18 protein-coding genes are annotated in these 19,519 nt (G+C 46.0%); 9 read left to right on the forward strand and 9 right to left on the reverse strand.

The window, feature by feature from the left end:
* Positions 1-4: 4 nt before the first annotated feature.
* Together ACLWNV_RS12330 and ACLWNV_RS12335 are read right to left on the reverse strand one after the other, a co-directional pair.
* A complete protein-coding gene (locus tag ACLWNV_RS12330) occupies positions 5-406 on the reverse strand; it encodes a group II truncated hemoglobin (RefSeq protein ID WP_413584743.1) in 402 nt (133 codons plus the stop codon).
* Between the two features lie 62 nt (positions 407-468).
* Positions 469-933 carry a hypothetical protein gene (locus tag ACLWNV_RS12335; protein WP_413584744.1) on the reverse strand — a complete coding sequence of 155 codons (465 nt, stop codon included), beginning with the start codon at positions 931-933 and terminating at the stop codon, positions 469-471.
* Positions 934-1,059: 126 nt separating this feature from the next.
* On the opposite strand from ACLWNV_RS12335, the gene ACLWNV_RS12340 reads away from it, so the two are divergent.
* Positions 1,060-1,416, forward strand: coding sequence for a zinc ribbon domain-containing protein YjdM (locus ACLWNV_RS12340; protein ID WP_413584745.1), 357 nt, complete (start codon positions 1,060-1,062; stop codon positions 1,414-1,416).
* 35 nt (positions 1,417-1,451) lie between these two features.
* Here the strand turns inward: ACLWNV_RS12340 and ACLWNV_RS12345 are convergent, their stop codons facing one another.
* Both ACLWNV_RS12345 and ACLWNV_RS12350 read right to left on the reverse strand, forming a co-directional pair.
* Entirely contained in the window at positions 1,452-1,907 is a 456-nt protein-coding gene (locus ACLWNV_RS12345) for an LEA type 2 family protein (RefSeq protein ID WP_413584746.1), read from the reverse strand.
* Between the two features lie 138 nt (positions 1,908-2,045).
* Entirely contained in the window at positions 2,046-2,258 is a 213-nt protein-coding gene (locus ACLWNV_RS12350) for a hypothetical protein (RefSeq protein WP_413584747.1), read from the reverse strand.
* A gap of 184 nt (positions 2,259-2,442) precedes the next feature.
* Between ACLWNV_RS12350 and ACLWNV_RS12355 the strand changes: the two genes are divergently transcribed.
* Complete coding sequence (locus ACLWNV_RS12355; RefSeq protein ID WP_413584748.1) at positions 2,443-2,790, forward strand: hypothetical protein; 348 nt, start codon at positions 2,443-2,445, stop codon at positions 2,788-2,790.
* 40 nt (positions 2,791-2,830) lie between these two features.
* Here ACLWNV_RS12355 and dnaJ read toward each other — a convergent pair whose 3' ends face one another.
* The 4 genes from dnaJ to ACLWNV_RS12375 all read right to left on the reverse strand — a co-directional run bounded on the left by dnaJ (position 2,831) and on the right by ACLWNV_RS12375 (position 7,098).
* Positions 2,831-3,928, reverse strand: coding sequence for a molecular chaperone DnaJ (gene dnaJ, locus ACLWNV_RS12360; protein ID WP_413584749.1), 1,098 nt, complete (start codon positions 3,926-3,928; stop codon positions 2,831-2,833).
* A 105-nt stretch (positions 3,929-4,033) separates the two neighbouring features.
* Complete coding sequence (locus tag ACLWNV_RS12365) at positions 4,034-5,824, reverse strand: hypothetical protein (RefSeq protein ID WP_413584750.1); 1,791 nt, start codon at positions 5,822-5,824, stop codon at positions 4,034-4,036.
* Positions 5,814-6,521, reverse strand: a complete 708-nt coding sequence (locus tag ACLWNV_RS12370) for a tetratricopeptide repeat protein (protein ID WP_413584751.1) — start codon at positions 6,519-6,521, stop codon at positions 5,814-5,816. Before ACLWNV_RS12370 ends, ACLWNV_RS12365 begins: the two co-directional genes overlap by 11 nt.
* A gap of 13 nt (positions 6,522-6,534) precedes the next feature.
* Complete coding sequence (locus ACLWNV_RS12375; protein ID WP_413584752.1) at positions 6,535-7,098, reverse strand: type IV pilin protein; 564 nt, start codon at positions 7,096-7,098, stop codon at positions 6,535-6,537.
* A 258-nt stretch (positions 7,099-7,356) separates the two neighbouring features.
* Between ACLWNV_RS12375 and clpS the strand changes: the two genes are divergently transcribed.
* The 5 genes from clpS to ACLWNV_RS12400 all read left to right on the forward strand — a co-directional run bounded on the left by clpS (position 7,357) and on the right by ACLWNV_RS12400 (position 14,678).
* Positions 7,357-7,701, forward strand: coding sequence for an ATP-dependent Clp protease adapter ClpS (gene clpS / locus ACLWNV_RS12380; protein WP_413584753.1), 345 nt, complete (start codon positions 7,357-7,359; stop codon positions 7,699-7,701).
* Positions 7,698-10,028, forward strand: a complete 2,331-nt coding sequence (clpA, locus tag ACLWNV_RS12385) for an ATP-dependent Clp protease ATP-binding subunit ClpA (RefSeq protein ID WP_413584754.1) — start codon at positions 7,698-7,700, stop codon at positions 10,026-10,028. Before clpS ends, clpA begins: the two co-directional genes overlap by 4 nt.
* 130 nt (positions 10,029-10,158) lie before the next feature.
* Positions 10,159-11,058 carry a protease HtpX gene (gene htpX / locus ACLWNV_RS12390; protein ID WP_413584755.1) on the forward strand — a complete coding sequence of 300 codons (900 nt, stop codon included), beginning with the start codon at positions 10,159-10,161 and terminating at the stop codon, positions 11,056-11,058.
* Between the two features lie 48 nt (positions 11,059-11,106).
* On the forward strand, positions 11,107-13,194 hold the full coding sequence (locus ACLWNV_RS12395; protein WP_413584756.1) for a transglycosylase SLT domain-containing protein: 2,088 nt from the start codon (positions 11,107-11,109) through the stop codon (positions 13,192-13,194).
* A 116-nt stretch (positions 13,195-13,310) separates the two neighbouring features.
* Positions 13,311-14,678 (forward strand): S8 family peptidase, encoded by a 1,368-nt coding sequence (locus ACLWNV_RS12400; protein ID WP_413584757.1) that lies wholly within the window; start codon positions 13,311-13,313, stop codon positions 14,676-14,678.
* 39 nt (positions 14,679-14,717) lie between these two features.
* Here the strand turns inward: ACLWNV_RS12400 and ACLWNV_RS12405 are convergent, their stop codons facing one another.
* Complete coding sequence (locus tag ACLWNV_RS12405; RefSeq protein ID WP_413584758.1) at positions 14,718-15,557, reverse strand: hypothetical protein; 840 nt, start codon at positions 15,555-15,557, stop codon at positions 14,718-14,720.
* 33 nt (positions 15,558-15,590) lie between these two features.
* Here ACLWNV_RS12405 and lnt point away from each other — a divergent pair, with 33 nt between their 5' ends.
* Positions 15,591-17,204: an apolipoprotein N-acyltransferase gene (lnt, locus tag ACLWNV_RS12410; protein WP_413584759.1), complete on the forward strand. Its 1,614-nt coding sequence runs from the start codon at positions 15,591-15,593 to the stop codon at positions 17,202-17,204.
* Complete coding sequence (locus ACLWNV_RS12415) at positions 17,182-19,515, forward strand: endonuclease MutS2 (RefSeq protein WP_413584760.1); 2,334 nt, start codon at positions 17,182-17,184, stop codon at positions 19,513-19,515. The genes lnt and ACLWNV_RS12415 overlap by 23 nt, the downstream gene beginning before the upstream one ends.
* Positions 19,516-19,519: the final 4 nt, after the last annotated feature.

Genomic DNA, 19,519 nt, shown 5'->3' on the forward strand with positions numbered 1-19,519 from the left:
TAATTTATTCTTCAGACGACTCTGGCTGATTTCTCATATGATCGGCCAGATTTAAAAGCGAGTGTAAAAGCTCGCTGCGCATTGGCTCTTGAATCCCCACGTCTTCAAACGCATGAACCATGCAAAGCATCCATTGGTCTCTTTCAGATTTTCCAATTTTAAATGGGAAGTGGCGCATTCTTAGGCGTGGATGTCCAAAACGTTCCTGAAACAAGTTCGGACCGCCCAACCATCCAGATAAAAACATAAATAGTTTTTCTTCAGATCCACGAAGATTTTCGGGATGCATTTCCAGAACGCCGCGGGCCTCTGGTAAAGTAGCCATGATTTCATAAAAGCGCTGGCAGATTTTTCTAAGAACAGGTTCACCGCCAATCAGCTCGTACATCTTTTTTTCTTCACTCATAGCTTCACCGCACTCCTTAGGGATTTGGCGGTGAAGCTACTATTTTAAGACTTTGGACGCAACTAGTTCATCACTTGGATTTCAGCGGTTGCTTCCACTGTTTGGCCATCACTCATATGACCGTAAACAGTCAAATAGCCAGATTTAGCCATCTGCCCAAAGGGAACGGCGCCGCATTTCATGTTGCAGAATGTCTGCGCTCTCTGCCCCGGTTGGATATTTGTAGCCAGCCCCAAGTCACGCATAACTTGTCCCGTGTAAGAGCAAACATACCCTGTATCGCCCGTCGTGAACGTCAGTCGGGTTGGATAAAAGTTTTGATTAGAGTTGTTCGTCACATAAAGCTCGGAGATGCTAACGTGCGGAGCTGACAAATCCGGAGTCGAACGCCCTGCATTCATCGCTGTACAGCTCGTTCCAGGCCCTGGAATCGGATAAAGGTGATTATTTGTTTCAAGAGTAATTGTTCCCGCATTCACCTGAGCAGCGGCTGTCAACGTCGCGATAAGTACCAAAATAAATTTCATAAAATCTCCTTTGCTTTAATAAACCGCTGGGCCTGTTAAACTGCAAGCTTCGATCAACGCGCCATATTTACAATCGTGAAAGAATAAAGTGTTGCCCATCACTGCGTAATGTTTCACATTAGTTTTATGAGTACTGAAAATAAATGTCCCCAATGTGGTTCTGAAAACATCTACGAAGACGGCAATCTTTGGATCTGCCCTGAATGCACCCATGAGTGGAGTGCGCACAGCACGAACTCTGCCGAAGTTCCGGCAACAGCTGACAACGTGATCAAAGATGCGAACGGCAATGTTTTGCAGGACGGCGACACTGTGGTGGTAATCAAAGACCTAAAGATTAAAGGCTCTTCGTCTGTTGTTAAAGTGGGTACCAAAGTTAAAAACATCCGTTTGCAGGAAGGTGGCGATGGCCACGATATTTCCTGCAAGATCGATGGATTTGGTGCGATGAATTTAAAATCTGAATTTGTTAAGAAGGCTTAGGCAAGCTGTCAGCTGATATTTTATCAGCCACCGATCTATTCTTTTTTAGTAAGGCCATTCATATTGAATTGGCCTTTTTCATTAAACGGCAACTTGAATCCGGAAATCTTCGCCTCGCCGATTATTTCGTAACCGACGTCCTGACCAGCTAAAACTTTAGTGATTCCGTCGATCGCTTTTAAGAAATTCACAGGCAGAGGCAATTCTACCTGCGCAGACTGACCCGCTGGAATTTTCATCTGCTTATCGGCACGCGCTTTCGCAAATTCCTTTTGATCCAGCTGCACTTCGTAAGTGAGCTCTTCGACATTCAAATCTATTTTATTTGGGTTTTTTACGTTCAATACGAAAACCATCGTGGTGGAAAGAGGCGTGGTATTTTGAAAGTAAATGTTAGCCAGATCAATTTCAGGTTTTTGACCGTAACGATCTTTAAAGAAACTGCAACCGCCTAAAGACAAGGTCAAAATAATCAGGGCAAAAATTCTCATAACCACCTCAACCCTCACCCTGTCAGCTAGGAACCTCAGAGTCAAGATGCACCAAGGGAGCCCAAGTCCTTCAGTTCTGGAATCGGCTCCCCCGGTGGGACTGCATTACGTTTCACTTACGAAACTAGGTCGCAGCCCCTAGAACACATCTTCATCATCTTCACTCATACTGCTCCCAGATTTTCTGGAAGAGTTCATGTTACTGGTTCCTTTTTTGGTGTCAGTACGTGATTGGCTGTCTGAGCGTTCACTTCTTTCACTGCCGGCTTTTCTGCCTGATTGGAAAGAACTATCCCGTTCACGGCTGTTTTCACGACTGCTGCTAGCTTGTTTATTCTCGCGGGTTGCCATAACTGCCTCCTTAATCGTGCAGCCTTATTCTAATCCCCTTTCAAGAGCATGAAGCATCCAGCTCGACAATGGTGGGTGCATTTCTGTCGCTTCGCCCGGGGATATCAAATTTTCGTCTTATCTAATCTGAGTAAAAACAATCTCTTTAAGCTGATTAAAAGAGTAAACTTATAACGAGGTGTTTATGGAACAAACAAGAGCTGCAAATGAAAGCAATTGGAGCACCATCAAATCAGCGGTGCACAGACGCTGGGACGAGATTTCTGACGAGGAACTGGATTCCTTGGATCAGAGTGCGGCGAAAGTCGTCGACCTTTTGGCTGACCGCTATCACATATCTCCTAAAGACGCAGAAGAGCGGCTGCATGCCGCGGTTCTTGAAGAAGAGGATCGCAGCCACGCTATCAGCGAGGTCCAAGCTGCAGAAATACGCTTTGAAAGCGACGGCGGCCGCGTGGTTCCGAGCTATCAGGAATTTCACGAATCCCACGATATGTATCGGGCACGGGTTTATCCGGAGAATCCACATTAAATAAAAAAAGACGGAGTCTCCTCCGTCTTTTTGTTTTTCTTTATCCGAAAAGTTTTTTGCCGCCGCTGACTTTGAGTCCTTTTTCTTTGGCGATTTCGCGCAGAAGTTTTTCTTCTTCTTTACCCAGCTTATCCGGGAATTCCACACTCACATGATAGTAGATGTCGCCGCGACGACTGCCGCGCAATGAAGGCAAACCTTCTCCGCTAAGCTTAACATTATCGCCGTTTTCACATCCCTTAGGAATTTCCACGTTCGCTTTTCCAGTCACCGTCGGCACTTCCACTTCTCCACCCAAAAGCATTTGAATGTACGGAACAGAAATCTCGCCAATCAAATCATCACCACGACGTTCAAACTTGTTATGAGGTTTTACGCGAATCTCGACGTAAAGGTCACCAGGCTGACCGCCCATGTAACCGCCCTCACCCTCAGTCGCTACGCGAAGTCTTGTGCCCGTGTCTACACCCGGAGGAATGTTCAAGCGGATTTTCTTATGAACGCTGGTGCGCCCTTTGCCCTTGCACGGTTTGCAAGGATTCTTGACCACTGTCCCCTGACCATGACAGGTCGGGCACGTGGACGCCATTGCAAAAAATCCTTGGGAGCGCACGACTTGCCCCGAACCGCCGCAAGTGTGGCAGGTCTCAGGGTGCGAGCCTTTTTCAGCACCCGAGCCGTTACAAACTTTGCAGTTTTCGTCGGTGTCGAATTCGATTTCTTTCTCAAGACCCGAGATCACGTCCTTAAGACTGATTTCAGTTACGTAGCGCAGGTCTGCACCACGGCGGGGTTCATTGCGATTGCGACGCTGTTGGCGTTGCCCGCCACCACCAAATAGATCGCCGAAAATATCACCAAAGTGCGAGAAGATGTCTTCCGCATCCGTGAAGCCACCGCCACCACCGCGGCCGGTAAACGCATCATGACCGAAACGATCATACTGAGCGCGCTTTTGCTGATCGCTTAGAACTTCATAAGCACCAGCAGCTTCCTTGAATTTTTCCTCGGCCTCTTTGTTGCCGGGATTTTTATCCGGATGGTACTGCATCGCCATCTTACGATAGGCTTTTTTAATTGTGTCCTGATCGGCGCCTTTTTCGACGCCTAGAATTTCGTAAAAATCTCGTTTGGCCATGACTCGTCCATTTTCAACATTATGCGCAATATTTTAACGATTAAAAATATGGTGCTTTCTTAGGATTCGTCAAACGCGGAATGCAAAAAATGACTGAGATTCCAGTTATTTTGGAGTTTTAAAGCAATTTTGAGCGGTTTGGCGCAGGGAGTCCCTCTTCAAAGAAGATATGAATTCATTCACCTCTGCCTTTCGAATCAGATTCTGGCTTTGCCAATCCTTATATAAACTTTGGGAATCAGCCTCTCCAATATCTAAACATCTAAAAATCAGATATTTTACCCGATAAGTATCAATATTAATGTACTGATGCTGAAAGAAAAACTCTCTTAATGCTTCGACATCGAATACGCCGTCAACGTCCACTTTAAAGTTAAATATACTCCAGGCAATTTCAGATGAAGCTACTTCTGAGAATGTAATTTTCTTTATCTCAATAGTTTTAGCCAAAGCCCTACGTAAAATTTCTTGCCGTTTTACACTGCTAGTTTCAAATACGGATGTAAACTGTTGCAAGTGGGCATAGAATGATAAGCATCTACCATTCATCGTTTTTGATTCAATACATGCAGTTAATAGATCTCGATATAAGCTTTCAAATTCTGAGTACTCCGTCTGACTCAAGCGACCCCAGATATTCAAATTGTGATACTCGGTAAGCAACAAATTTTGGACAGACGGATCCTTAGGAGAAACCAACTTAGACTTCTTTGCGATCTCGAAATTGCTATGCCAGTTACTTGCATCATACCAATGCGTTAGAATGAAAAAAAACAGAAGGCATGCCGATATCCGATTGCGATCTTTAAAACGTGCAAGCCACAAGCCCAAAGCAATCCACAAAATTAAAAAAACAGGCTCAAAGTATCTGATTGAATAGTAATTCCTGTGATTAGGATTAAAACCTGGAGTCATTAAAAGAATGGCTCCAATCAAGGAGATCACCAACAACAAACTCGTACTATATATCAAACCAAAAATTAGCCCGCCAAAAAATAAAAGAGCTCCAACGATACCGACTGGGATAAATATTTTATTGTACTTATACCAACCTCCCCATGGCTCGAAATCAATTGCATTAAAAAATGGCACGAACATACCAACAATGTTTCGTCCTAGTGCTGCAATGACTGAGAGCACCCTTTCATTCCAAAATTCGTTCATTTGGAGATAGTTTGATTCGGAATAGTTCCAAACATTTATCAATACAAAGACTACTGAAATTGCTGAAGCTGCACCACAAGCATAGATAAGATTTCGGTCTAATCGCAGCGACTCTTTACGAACTTTCCAAAGGTACCATATGAGAAAAGCGAACGGCATGGCCAAAAAAGTTGCTTTGCACAGAACACATAATACAAATGACAAAACCATCCAAGTCAGCCCCGCCTTGCCTTGAATAGCAGACTTAAAATGCGAAACTAAGAAATAGGCAGCCATTAAAATAAAGAATAAAGACATTAAGTCTTTACGGGCTGAAATCCAACTTAGCGACTCCAGATGAAAGGGATGAAATAACCAAGCAGCGCTAAGTAATACACTTAGCGTCGCATCAGAAGTAAATTTAAACAGAATAAGACCAACCCACAATACAGCCCCAAGAAACCATACTAAATTTTGCAACTTTGGAACTGTCGTATCGCTCATGAGATCTTTTGCCAACGACCAGTCGATCCAAACAGTTAGGTCTCTCAGTGGGTAGTAATCGGGCGAGTTACCAGGTGTAACTAGTGTTTTAAAGGAACTCAAACTCCAAGGCGTGTTCAAATACTTTTGATTAAATAGAATGTTGTCATCAATTAGAAAGGATGCCTCACGCAACCCCGGCAAAAATAAAAGGCACAATAAGGTAACGGAGAACAATCCGACTCCCCAAAGCCATCTATTACTTTTCATTTTTATTGATCTTAATTTGCTGAATCTTGTTAGAAAGTCTCTCGATAAGAAGTGGATCTTGATTGCTCTCTTTCATACTTCGTAAAACTTGCTCTGCAAGGTCTATATTTCCAGAATCTGCCAGAAGACGCCCTGCAAGCGTGCGAGTCCATGGCGGAGCACCATAATCTGCAGCTTTCATTAATAACTCGGCTGCTCGTTTGTTGTCTTTAACCTCGTACATGTAGTGATATGCTGCACGATATAAGATAGGCCAATCTGTTGGGAAAGCTTTTATAGCTTTTTCGAAGATTTTTGTTGCCCCATCGACGTCGGTAATCAAAATAGTTAACGCTAAAGAACCCACCGCATAAGGCGTGCGAAAATTCGGTGAGAGATTTGTGATCGTATCGATCATCTTATACAGCCATGAATCGTTTGCACAAACAGATACTTCTCCAATTTTTCCAGTGACTTCATCACAATAATCCATATCCTGCACAACCCGAATCCAAAAGGTATCAGCCATCACCTCTGAATATCCAAAGGTAAACCGTTCCAACAGAGGCGGCGGGGAAATAAATTTTGCTTGAGAGCTTTTGACTGGGATCATTGACGAATTCTGCGTAATAACAAGAAGCAAAAACGCAAAAATCCCAAGCACGATACTTGGGATTTTTGATTTTAATGATGACGAGTAAACATTCACCACATTCACGAACAGCTTCTGACTAAGGGATACCGCTTGATACGTTAGTCAATAGCTTCGCATCAGTCATTGTCCAGGTATCACCTGTTCCGACACCTGAATGGATAACTGCACCAGCAGCCGCCGTAAAATTGGTTTGTGATGTTGTCGAAGCTGGTAATGTCACGCCATTCACAAGTCCTGTAGCACCATTTAGCATAGCGCAACCATTCACAATCGCTCCGCTACTTCCGCAATATGTTAACGTCGTCCAGTTACCAGCACCAATTGTTGTATTATTGAAACCATTTGCTGCAGTGGCATCTGGGCCTTTTGTAAGAAATCCAACATTGTAACGCAATTGACCTTCTGGAGAATAACCAACTGCTTGGAAGCGAGAGTCAAACGTTGTGTACTCAGCATAGAATGCTTTTTCTGAAGTATACAATGAAGCCAAGTTTGTCTTTGCTTCTGATTGACGCGCTTTCGCGATGTATTTGTTAACTGCTGGTACGGCGATTGATGCCAATACCCCGATGATCGCCACAACGACCATCAACTCCACTAGGGAGAAACCCGCCTGTGACGTTCTAGTAGTTCTTTTCACTTAAGACCTCCATTTAGTCTTTATATAAAAATCCGTTTTCAAAACTTCATAATGCTTATCGACATAAGTGTGTCAAAACTGAATTCCGAAATCAACATATCTTAACCAAAGTGACTACAAGGAAACTGTTTTTTGTTTTAGGGTACAACACCCGTGGGAGCGATTTTGAGACACGACTTTGCTCCAGCTTTTTTCGTTGCGCTAGACTTGCCTTCATCAAATTCGTGCTCAATGTGAGACAAGGAGTAGAATAGATCTATGGCTGATGAAAACGGAAATCGAAATGATAACTATCCCTATGGATCCCCCGAAGGCGAAGCCGGGGTCCAGCTCGTCCCAAAACTAGACACTCCGAAGATGTACAAGGTCATTCTGCTGAATGACGACTACACGCCAATGGACTTCGTGGTCCTTGTATTGCGTCGGTTCTTCGCAAAATCAGAGGAAGAAGCCACCAAAATAATGTTAGATGTACATAAGAAAGGTGCCGGTGTCGCTGGTGTTTACAGTCTAGAAATTGCTGAAATGAAAGTGATGCAGGTCAACCAATTCGCACAACTTAATCAGAATCCCCTTAAGAGCACACTGGAGGAGGAACCATGATGAGCCGCGAGCTAGAACGCAAGTTAGCTGAAGCAACCGAACTGGCAAAACGTCACCGCCACGAGTTCGTCACCCTCGAACACATCCTATTGGTTCTATCCGAATCACCAGTGATGGTTGAGATCCTGGAAGCTTGCGCAGTAAATGTGCAACGCCTTCGCACGGATTTGCGCGAACACTTAAAGGTCGGCATCCCACAAATCACAGATGAACAACTTGGTTCCTACGGAGGTTTTGACTCCTGGAATCCCGAGTTCACTCTTGCCTGCCATCGCCTGATTCAGCGGGCCGCAATTCAAATGAAAAGTGCGGGTCGCAATCAGATCAGCGAAGGAAGTCTTTTGATTTCTCTGTTCTATGAACAGGATTCTCATGCAACATTTGCTCTGGCTCGACAGGGTTTAACCCAGTTCGATATCATCAATTATGTTTCTCATGGAATTACAAAAGATGGGAAAGAGCACGACACTCCCCCACCCTCTGCACCGCGATCAGCTGAATACAATCAGGAATCTTTTGAAGAGGGCCGCGGATCGCCTTTGGAAAGTTTCTGCGTAAATCTGAATGAAAAAGCCAAGTCCGGCAAACTGGATCCATTGATTGGTCGCGAAGATGTGATCGAAAGAACAATCCAGGTGCTTTCCCGTCGCACTAAAAACAATCCTTTGCTTATCGGCGAACCGGGTGTTGGTAAAACTGCCGTGGCAGAGGGACTTGCACAAAAAATCGTCAACGGCGATGTGCCCGAAAAATTGAAGTCCGCAGTTATTTACTCTCTTGATTTGGGCGGATTGCTTGCTGGTACGAAATTCAGAGGTGACTTTGAAGGACGCCTAAAAGCCGTGGTTAAAGAAATCGCCAAGCGACCTCATACTATTTTATTTATTGATGAAATCCATACGATCGTAGGCGCTGGTGCAACCAGTGGCGGTTCTATGGATGCTTCAAATCTATTAAAGCCTGCTCTTGCAAATGGCGAGATCAGCTGTATCGGCTCCACGACTCATCAGGAGTACCGCCAGTACTTTGAGAAAGATCGCGCCTTAAACAGACGCTTTCAAAAAATCGATATCAACGAACCGTCCAATGAAGATTGCATTAAGATCCTGACGGGCTTGCGCAAATCTTACGAAGATTTCCATCATGTGAAATACTCCGACGCCGCCCTTCGTGCCGCTGTGGAATTATCGCAAAAGCATATCCATGGAAAGCTTTTGCCGGATAAAGCCATCGACGTATTGGATGAAGCGGGCTCCCACTTCCGCCTGAAAGACAGCAGTGACAAAGAGCTAAGTATCGACACAAACGAAATCGAAGAGACCATCGCTAAAATGACAGGTCTTCCAATTGCCACAATTTCTTCGACCGAGAAAACTCAGTTGCGGGATTTGGACAAAAAACTGAAAGCTCTTATTTTTGGTCAGGATGAAGCTATTGACCGATTAGTGGCCAGCATTAAGTTCGCTCGCAGCGGCTTGGGACGTCCAAACAAACCGATCGGCAGTTTCCTGTTCACCGGCCCGACTGGCGTTGGTAAAACTGAAGTCTGCCGTCAGCTTGCTCAAATCATGGGCGTTCACTTCGAACGTTTTGATATGAGTGAATACATGGAAAAGCATGCGGTCTCCAGATTAGTCGGCGCTCCTCCGGGGTATGTTGGCTATGAAGAAGGCGGACTTTTGACTGAAGCCGTCAGCAAACATCCTTATTGTGTTCTGTTGCTGGATGAAATCGAGAAAGCCCATCCTGACATCAATAATATTTTATTGCAGGTTATGGATGCGGGACGCTTGACTGACAGCAATGGCCGTGTGGCTGATTTCAAAAATGCGGTGATCGTCATGACTTCCAATGCTGGTGCGGCGGAAACAGCTCGCGGCACTATTGGGTTGGTTGAAGAAAATCGCAGCGGTCTTTCGATGGATGCCATCAAGAAAGCCTTTGCGCCTGAGTTCATCAATCGTCTTGATGCCGTCGTTTCATTCCGCGATCTTTCTGATGACATGATCTTAAAGATCACGCAAAAATTTGTGGATGAATTAAAAATGGTTCTTCTGCAGAAAAAAGTGGAACTCAATGTTTCTCAAGACGTTATAAAATGGCTGATGAAGAAAGGCTTTGACCGAGTTTACGGTGCCCGTCCGCTGGCTAGAACAGTCGATGAGCATCTGAAAAAAGCTCTGGTTGATGAACTTTTATTTGGTCGCCTTATGGACGGTGGACGCGTCAATGTGGATCTCGATAAGGACATCTTACGGTTCCAATTTAGCACCACACCGAATGGCGGCACGGGCCAAAAAAATCAAAAACAGCCAGTTACAACCTAGTGGCTTATAGCACCTCTTCTTAACAGATTTGAAGAGGTGCCCCTATTGACAATTCCTTGAGAGACATCAAAATTAACTAGTTAAGGTAACTCAGCGAGCGAGCTGAGATGTCTCTTAAAGGAGTTAAAGAATGGCTTTTTTCAAACGAATCGGATTATTTGTACTGACGAACATTATGGTCATCGTGACCATCGGTATCGTCTGGTCTATCGTGAGCCGCGTACTGGGCTTGGCCGGTTTAAATAGCTACCTTCCATTCATGATGGCTTTCTGTGCTGTCTGGGGTATGGGTGGCGCTTTCGTTTCTTTGCTAATGTCCAAGTGGATGGCAAAGATGTTCCATGGCGTAAAAATCATCGAACCTAACAATTCGAATCCGGAACTTCGCCACTTGGTGAACACAGTGCACGACCTTGCTCGTCGCGCACAACTTCCTAAAATGCCTGAAGTTGGTATCTACGAGTCAGCGGACATCAATGCCTTTGCGACGGGTCCTTCAAAAAGCAACTCACTGGTTGCGGTTTCCACAGGTCTTCTGCAAAGAATGAATGAGAAAGAACTTGAAGGCGTCCTGGGCCATGAGATTGCGCACATTGCGAATGGCGATATGGTTACTATGACCTTGATCCAAGGTATCGTGAATGCATTTGCGATGTTCTTCTCCCGCATCCTGGCAAATCTAATTGCTTCCAACGTGGATGAAAAACTTCGCGGTATCGTGCATTTCGCGTGTGTTATCATTGGCGACATCGCATTCACATTCCTGGGATCATTCGTGGTGAACTACTACTCCCGCAAAAGAGAGTTCCGCGCTGACGCTGGTGGCGCAAAATACTCTTCCCGTGAAAACATGATCGCAGCTCTTCAAAAATTGCGTTCAGTATATGACTTGCCGATTCCACCGGAAGAAGGTCAAACAGCAACTCTGATGATCTCGAACCGTGATAAAGGCGGCATCGCTGGACTAATGATGACTCACCCACCGCTTGAAGTTCGCATCGAAGCTCTTCAACGCGGCGGTCGTCTGTAATTTTCTATTTCTTTGCACACGAGGCATGAACGGGCTTAAGCTTAATTCATGCCTCGTTTTTTTATTACCCTCTCATTTTTATCAGTTCTTATGGGTTGCGCGACCACCTCGCGCCAAGACACTCGCTTCGAAAAAAGATTGATCCCCCAGGATAATCCGGAGTGGGTCAGGCTTTATCTTGAAGCTTCTGCCAAAAAGATTTCTCAACCTAAATTCGCCTGCGATAGTTTCAAACTGCTTTCTGAAACTCAGGATCTTCCAATCAAAGACCTGGCTTTGCTACGCGCTTATGAAGTTTGTGCCTCAGGTGAAAAGCTGAACGCGCTTCCCGAGAGTATCAACTCCTGGTATGCGGATCTTTATGCCGATATCAAATTGAAAGAATCCTTGCAAACTCCGGATCTTAAAGACGATGCGATGGCACTGATCGAAAAATCCAGCGTCGAGTCCAACAAAAAGAAAAAGGAAGATTATCTTCTGAAGGCTTTGGATAGCGCAAAGAAAGCAGAGTCAGCAGATCTTATCGCCGAAGCTCAAGGTCAGCTTTATAAAAACTCACCGCGATTGAATCCAGCGCCCGAGTTTAAAGATCTAAGCGCAGTTGCTATGGATCATCGTTTTAATCGCGAATTTGATCCAGCACTTGTGACTTACCGAAAAATTCTGGCATCCAAAGAAGCTAACAACGAAGACAAATTTCAGGCGACCAAAAATATTCGCATGACCTATAAGGTAGCTCAGCGAAAACAAGACTACGTTCAAGCGAGTGCAGAACTAGCCAGAACCACAAAACAGCAGTATCAGAGCAACAAAAAGGATCGCAAGGCCCTTGCCCGCTATCATGATGCCCAAGTTTTGTTAGCAAGAACTCTTTGGACCGAAGATCAAACTTCGTTGGCTTATAAAACTCTGACCTCCACGAATCGCGAACTTCGCGGTCTTTACCCGATGGATGAAGTTTATTTCATTCTAGGTCGTATTGAAGAGGAAAAAGGTCATTTTGAAAAAGCACTTGAGTTTTACGAAGAAAGCTACAAGCAGCCCGTCAGCCAAGCGGGATTGCGTGATAAGCTTTCGTGGTTAAAATCGTGGAACTACTACAAGCTTCAGCGCTATGCCGAAGCCACGCAAAGTCTTACACAGATGCGTGACACAGTTAAAGATCCTTCAGATAAAATGCGCGCAAAGTTTTGGTTGGGCCGCTCACTAAAAAACGAAAACAAACTTCCAGAGGCCACAGCGGAATTGGAAAGCCTGATCAAAGAAGATCCCTTGGGATACTACGGAATGATGGCGTACCGCGAACTGAATCGGGAATACCCGGCCATTAGAACTGCTCCTCAGCAGTCAGGAAGCGCGAGCGTTCTGGGTCTTGGCGAACTACAAGGCCGCATGCGTTTGCAAATTGAATGGCTTATCACTGTCGGAGAAAAGAAGTTTGCGGAAAAAGCATTGAATCAAGCTTCTGATGACCTGAAAAAAGCTGGCGTGAGTGACGAGCAAACCTGGTTAACTATGTTTTCGGCCTACGCGCGTGCAGGTCTTTACTTACCGCTATTCTCAACCTTGGGATCTTTACAGCCTGAAGTTAAGGACCGCTTGCTTAATGACCATCCTGAACTTTTATTCCCGCAACCCTACTCTGATATCGTTGCGGCAGCTTCTGTAAAAAGTGGAATCCCGCAAGAATTTATTTACGGAATCATTCGTCAGGAATCTGCATTTGATCCCGAGGCCCGCAGTCCGGTGGATGCTTTTGGTTTGATGCAACTTCTTCCAAGCGTTTCCAGAAACCTCGCGAACACGTATGGATTGGAATACAAAGAAGCTTTGGATTTGTACAAGCCCGAGATCAATATTCCGTTGGGTGCTTTTGAGTTAAAAACGCTAATGAAGAAATATAACAACCAGTACATCCTGGCAGTCTCTGGTTATAATGCCAATGACTCCGCAATTCGTGGTTGGTTAAAGACTCGCTTCCGTACGGATTCAGTCGAGTTCATTGAGGAAGTCCCTTACGAGGAAACCCGCGCGTATATCAAACTTACGATGCGCAACTACGTGTTTTACAACCGCCTCTTGCATCCAACTCAGGCAACTCGTTTCCCGGACGATCTACTAACACTTAAAAAATAGTTCACAAACTGTTCAAACCCCGACCAAGCGCCTGTCTCAATTTGAGACTGGCGTGGTTTTAGCTTCACCTCGACGATAATTTGCCGATAAGCCCCTTGGAGAAAGGGGAACTCTTCATGTTTTCTCGCAAGTGGTTGCTAACATCCGGTGCTGTCGGCGTGATCTTCTTTGGCGGATTAGGCACATATCTTTATCTTTCAGATGCCTCCCCTTCACGCTCTCAAAGCTCTAGTAAGCTTAGTAAGAAAGAGGCCCGTCTTTTCGAAAACTCTACAATCACTTCGCAAACTGACAAAGTTGAAGATGAGCCCAGCGCCCTATTCAATGACCCAGCGATCAGTCAGGCATGGGGTTTAAAAAAATCTGATGCAGCTCGTGCGTGGTCTGTTACTCGTGGCAGTAAAGACATCGTCGTTGCAGTCATTGATACAGGTATTGATATTAAGCACGAAGACTTAAGCAAGAACCTATGGATCAATCCTGGCGAAACAGGTAAAGATGCTTTAGGGCGCGATAAAGCGACCAACGGTATTGACGATGATGGCAACGGCTTTGTCGATGACGTTCACGGTTGGAACTTTGTTTCTAGCAACAACAAGCTTGATGACAATCACGGTCACGGCACTCACATCGCTGGCATCATTGGGGCTGAAGCTGGTAATGGAAAAGGTATCGCCGGTGTTGCACCGGAAGTCAGCCTGATGATTCTTAAGTACTATGACCCAAAAGTTCCAAACACTGACAATTTGAAAAACACGGTGGCTGCGATCAAGTACGCGGTTAGCATGGGTGCTAATATCATCAACTATTCCGGTGGCGGGACAGAGTTCTCTCAAGAAGAGCACGATGCGATTAAGGAAGCCGAGAAAAAAGGCGTCCTATTCGTCGCAGCCGCAGGGAATGAGCGTTCTAACTCTGACGAGCACCACTACTACCCGGCCGACTACAAACTAAAGAATATTATCTCTGTTACAGCGATCGATCCTTCCGTACAGGTGTTGAATTCCTCCAACTACGGCGTTGAAACTGTGGATATCGCAGCTCCCGGACAAAATATCCGTTCTTGCCTTCCTGGCAACTCGTACGGCTACATGACCGGTACCTCCCAGGCTACAGCTTTTGTTTCTGGAGCCGCGGTTTTGGTAATGGCGAATAAGCAAGCTTTCACGGCTGCTGATACAAAGAAATACATTTTAGCTACGGGGGATGCCCAGACTCAGCTGGCTTCAAAAACCCGTACCTCCCGTCAGTTGAATCTATATAAGGCACTGACAATCCTGGATCAGGGTGTGTCGGCTTCGGGTGTGGTTACGGTTAACGTGGATAGCATGCAAAAGCTTGGAGCTGACCCTAACGAAGCTCCTGCTGGACAGGCAGCCAGCGAAGTTAGCCGCTTCGGGCGTTCGCTGATCAATGCGATCGGCAACGGCAAACCTAAGCCTACCCGATTGGGTACTAAAGCTACCGGCGACGAAAACTTCTAAAATAAAAAAGGCAGTCTCACCGACTGCCTTTTTGCTTTTTTAATCCATGAAATCAGAGAGGGACAAGCGGCCGCGGATCATGATGATCAGGCCTGCTGACATACAGGCTAGAGCGACTCCGACTCCGACCAGATTGCGGTTTCCTAGATTCAACAAGCCCCACAAAACCAAAAGTGCGCTTAGTGCAAATGGACCGATGTAAATCCACTTCATCCATTTTGGACGGTTTGCGTGAGCTGGGTTGTTAACTCGAGTGGTTGGTTTTTGCGAAATCCCAACCATCATCATGCTGTTAATACGTGCGATCATTTGATCACAAAGTGCATCACCACCCTGAGCCGTTTTGATTTCCTCGTACTTCATGATAGCGAAACGAAGAGCATCAAGTTCAGCGCAGCTTTTCACAAACGCTTCATGCAGACTCTCGTCCTCGAAATTATCCAGAACGTTCTTCCACTTTCTTACCAAACTTGGCTGAGCACGCAGACTTGCATCTTGGGGCAAACCTTCCAAACGTTCGAACAACACATGACAAGAGTAACACTCATGCGCGCGACGACCATTCAAAGCACCGCACTTAGGACAGGATTTCATGTCCTGATTCTTCACTTGCTCAGAAGTGGGTTCGACTGCGGGTTTGGTGATGGATTCCAGAATTTCTTCTGTCGTGATTTGTTTTTGCTGCGCATCAGAGACTGCAGCCATTCCTGGATTTGACACCAGGAACGCAAACACATTTGCAGGGTCCACAGGAGGATACTCGAAACCGAATCGATTTTCACAAGAGATGCACTGAAATACCGGAGTTTCCGAATGAATATCATCACTCGCAACTTCGTACAATTTAGCGCAACCTGGGCATCGGACTTTCAATTTCACGTGGACTCACTCACTCTTTGTGTTACTAATACCATGATGAAGAAAGCCGTTCAATTATTCAAGCACAAAGCCTTCGATTTACGTTGGGCATTACTCTCTGGTGTTTTAGTGGGCACAAGCTACATCCCGCTTCCACCTTGGGCTCTGCTGTTTTGTTATGCTCCATTATGGATTTCCGTCTCTGGAAAAAATCCTCCGTCTCTGAAACAGGCTTTCTGGAGCGGCTGGGTGACCCAGTTCGTGCTGACTGCCATTGGTTTTCACTGGATTGCCTACACCGCTCACGAGTTCGGGGCAATGCCATGGGTGATTTCATTTGCGGCACTGCTGCTTTTTTGTGCGTTCATGCATCTCTACATTCCAGCAGCCACCACATTTTCCGTCTGGCTGAAGGGAAAATTCAATCTCTCCCAAACTCAGACACTTTTCACGATCGCCTTAACCCATGCGCTTTTGGAGCGTGTGTGGCCCGTTATTTTCGATTGGAATCTAGGGTACACCTTGCTGGGAGCGAACATCCCGGCCTATCAGTGGGCCGATATCATTGGCTTTGCCGGTTTGTCTGCCGTCATTTTACTAATGAACGCATGGATTGCTTCAATTTGGGTGAACTTCAAAAAATCCCTGCACAGCTTGGCGCAAATCACGGTTCTGGTAGTTGTTCTGGTTTTCCTTGTGATCGGCGGCGGACTGCACAAAACCAAATGGGATCACTTCGATCGCGAATTTAAGACAACCATCATTCAGGCTAACATCGGCAACTCCGATAAAATCCAGGCCGAACAAGGGCGCGGCGCTCAGGAGTTCATCACCCGCAAATTCACCAGCATGACCTTGCAGGCGGCTCAACAGTTCCCCGACACCGAATTATTCGTTTGGCCCGAAACTGCATTCCCCGATTACCTGGATCAAAAGCTGAATCACCGCAAGTACTCACAAATTCTGGCTAAAGAATTGGTGAACCTCACTCAACCCGTCTTGACCGGTGCTTACTCGCGAAGTCCTGTGATGGACCCACACCGCGATGAGGCCACTTTCAATGCCCTGTTTTTAATCGATGGCCGGGGCAACAACCTGGATGCGCCTTATTTAAAAACAAATTTGTTGGCTTTCGGCGAGTATCTTCCCCTCAGCGAGAAATTCCCGATCATGCTTAAGTGGCTTCCCTTCATCTCCAATTTTGGTCGCGGCACAGGCCCGCGCGCTTTGGGTTGGAACCATAATCAGGAAACCATTCGCCTGGGTGGACAAATTTGTTACGAGGGATTAGACCCGGCGTTTTCCCGAGGCCTGGCAAATTCCAACTCGGATATTCTGGTGAACGTTACCAATGACTCCTGGTTCGGCCGTCCGTTTGAACCATTGCAACACATGTACATGACATTGGCCCGCGGAATTGAAACCCGTCGCCCACTGATTCGCTCGACAAATACGGGAATCAGCACAGTCATGCTGGCAAACGGTGACCTTCAACAAACTTCGCCACTTCATGAAGAATGGGTTGGCCAATTTACAGTAAAGTATCTTAAAAATGCACCAACCACTCCTTATGTAAAATGGGGACATTATGATTGGAGCATTCTCCTACTCGCGCTTTTCGGCATTGTTCTAACTGGAGCCCTGAATGCAAGATCTCGTCGTCCTTGATTGGATTGAAATTTTAGAAAAAATTAAATCTCACGCCACCAGTGATGTGGGGCGCGGAGCGGTTCTTGAATTAAAGCCCCTGTCTTCCGCAGAAGAGGCGTACGTCAGTTTTAAAGAGATCGCCGATGCCACTGAGGTTCTAAATCAAGGTCACCGTCCGTACATGCAGAGTTTGGATTTGTACTCCACCTGGATTGCCCGCTTAAAAAAGAAGGCCGTTCTAAAAACTTTGGAGATCAAAGACGTTCGCAGCTTCTGTATTGAAGCCCTGGCTTTGAAAGAAGCTTTAGAGCCGGTGGAAAATGCATGGGCGAAAAGACTGCATGACAGCCTTATGGATGCAGAAGAGCCGTTGTCTGCGATTGATCAAATATTAACTCCCGGCGGAGAAATTCGTTCGGATGCCAGCGAAACTTTGTACAACCTGTTTAAAGAAAAAGAACGCTTAGCGCGTGAAGTACAAAATACTTTGGATCGTCTGGTTCGCGATCATCAGATGGAAACCGTCATTCAGGATAAATTCGTTACGACCCGCGAAGGCCGCTGGGTGCTTCCCGTTCGTGCCGGAATGCAAAGCAAACTTCCGGGCGTGATTCACGGTTCGTCGCAAAGCAAGCAAACCGTATTCATTGAGCCGGAAAAAGTAATTCCGACTAACAACCGCCTTCGCCAGGTTGAGGCGGAAATTGAAGACGAAATTGAGCGTTTATTGACGGAGCTTTCTCACTATCTATCTTCACAAGTGACTGACATTGAAAGCTCCCGTGTACTGATGGAGGAAGGCGATATTCGTTTTTCTCAAGCCCAGTTCACCAATCAAATCAACGGGCACGCGATCGAATTTGCCGAAGATACGATGGAGCTGATCGAGGTCCGCCATCCGCTGCTTCAACTCAGCGGAAAAAAAGTTGTTTCCAACACGGTTTTATTGGATGGCAAAAAAAGTATCCTGCTGTTAAGCGGACCGAATGCCGGTGGTAAAACTGTTCTGTTAAAATCAATCGGTCTTGCCGCACAAATGGCAAGATGTGGATTACCTATTTGTGCGAGCGAAACTTCACGCATTCCGTTTTTCAAAGACGTTCTGATCGGCATTGGCGACAGTCAAAGTGTTGACGAGGAACTTTCGACTTTTGCGGCCCACTTAAAAATCTTAGGAAAAGCGGCATCGGTGAAAGGCCATCAAAACCTGATTCTGATCGATGAGATCTGTGGATCCACCGACCCAGAAGAAGGCAGTGCTTTAGCCCGCGCCTTTATCGAAGAATTTTCTGCAAACGATGTATTTGCTATCGTCACTTCGCATTTAGGACCATTGAAATCCGGCTGGGATGAAGACAGCCGCGTCCTAAACGGAAGCATGGAGTACGATCCAAAAACCGGCCGCCCGACTTATGGCTTCTTAGCTGGTATTCCGGGTGACTCCCTGGCAATTCAAACTGCTAAACGCGTGGGCGTAGCTCAATCCATCGTTCAACGTGCGATGGACGTACTTGCACCGGCGACCCGTGCTCGCCTTGAAGGTTTGGAACAAATCGAACAGCTAAAAAGCGACATTTCGATTTTGCAGGAGCATTTACGCAAAGAAACCAAGAAAGCTGTCGAGACAAAAAACAAGTACGAAGGTCTTTTGGCCCAATTCAATAAGGACAAAGACGAATGGTTGCAGCGCACTTTGAAAAAAGCTGAACGCAAAGTTGAAGAAGCTATTGCACAGGCCAAGGTGGCGGAAACATTCAAACGTCACTCGGCCCTACAGGAAATTAAATATCAACTGCCGGAGATTGTGAAAGCCAAACCAGTCGTTCAGGCAGGAGCTCCACAAACCGCTGACGAATTTGCAAAAAAATTCCCGCCGGGTTCAAAGGTCTTTGTGCCAACATTGAATCAGGACGGCATAGTGCAAAGTGCGCCTAATAACAAAGGCGATTTGATGATTTTGTCGGGCTCCGTACGTTTGCAGGTGAATTGGCAGGATCTAAGACTTCCTGGTAAACCACAAAATCCAACATCACAGTTGGTTCGAAAAAGTGGCGGCGGCTTTTCAGCTTCCATGGCCGATGAAGATCGCACCCTGGATCTGCGTGGTAAAACAGTCGAGGAAGCCTTGCAGGAACTTGAGATCGCTTTGGACAAGGCTGCGACCACTCGGGAAGATCGTTTAAAAATCATTCATGGTCACGGCACCGAAGCACTTAAGAAAGCGGTTCGCACTTACCTTTCGCGTTCAGTCTATGTGAAAAAATGGAAAGCGGGTTCACCCGAGCATGGCGGTGACGGCGTCACTTGGGCAGAAATCGGCGAAGCCTAACTTA

Origin of the sequence: Bdellovibrio sp. HCB274, assembly GCF_047306075.1 — a bacterium.
Lineage (GTDB): Bacteria > Bdellovibrionota > Bdellovibrionia > Bdellovibrionales > Bdellovibrionaceae > Bdellovibrio.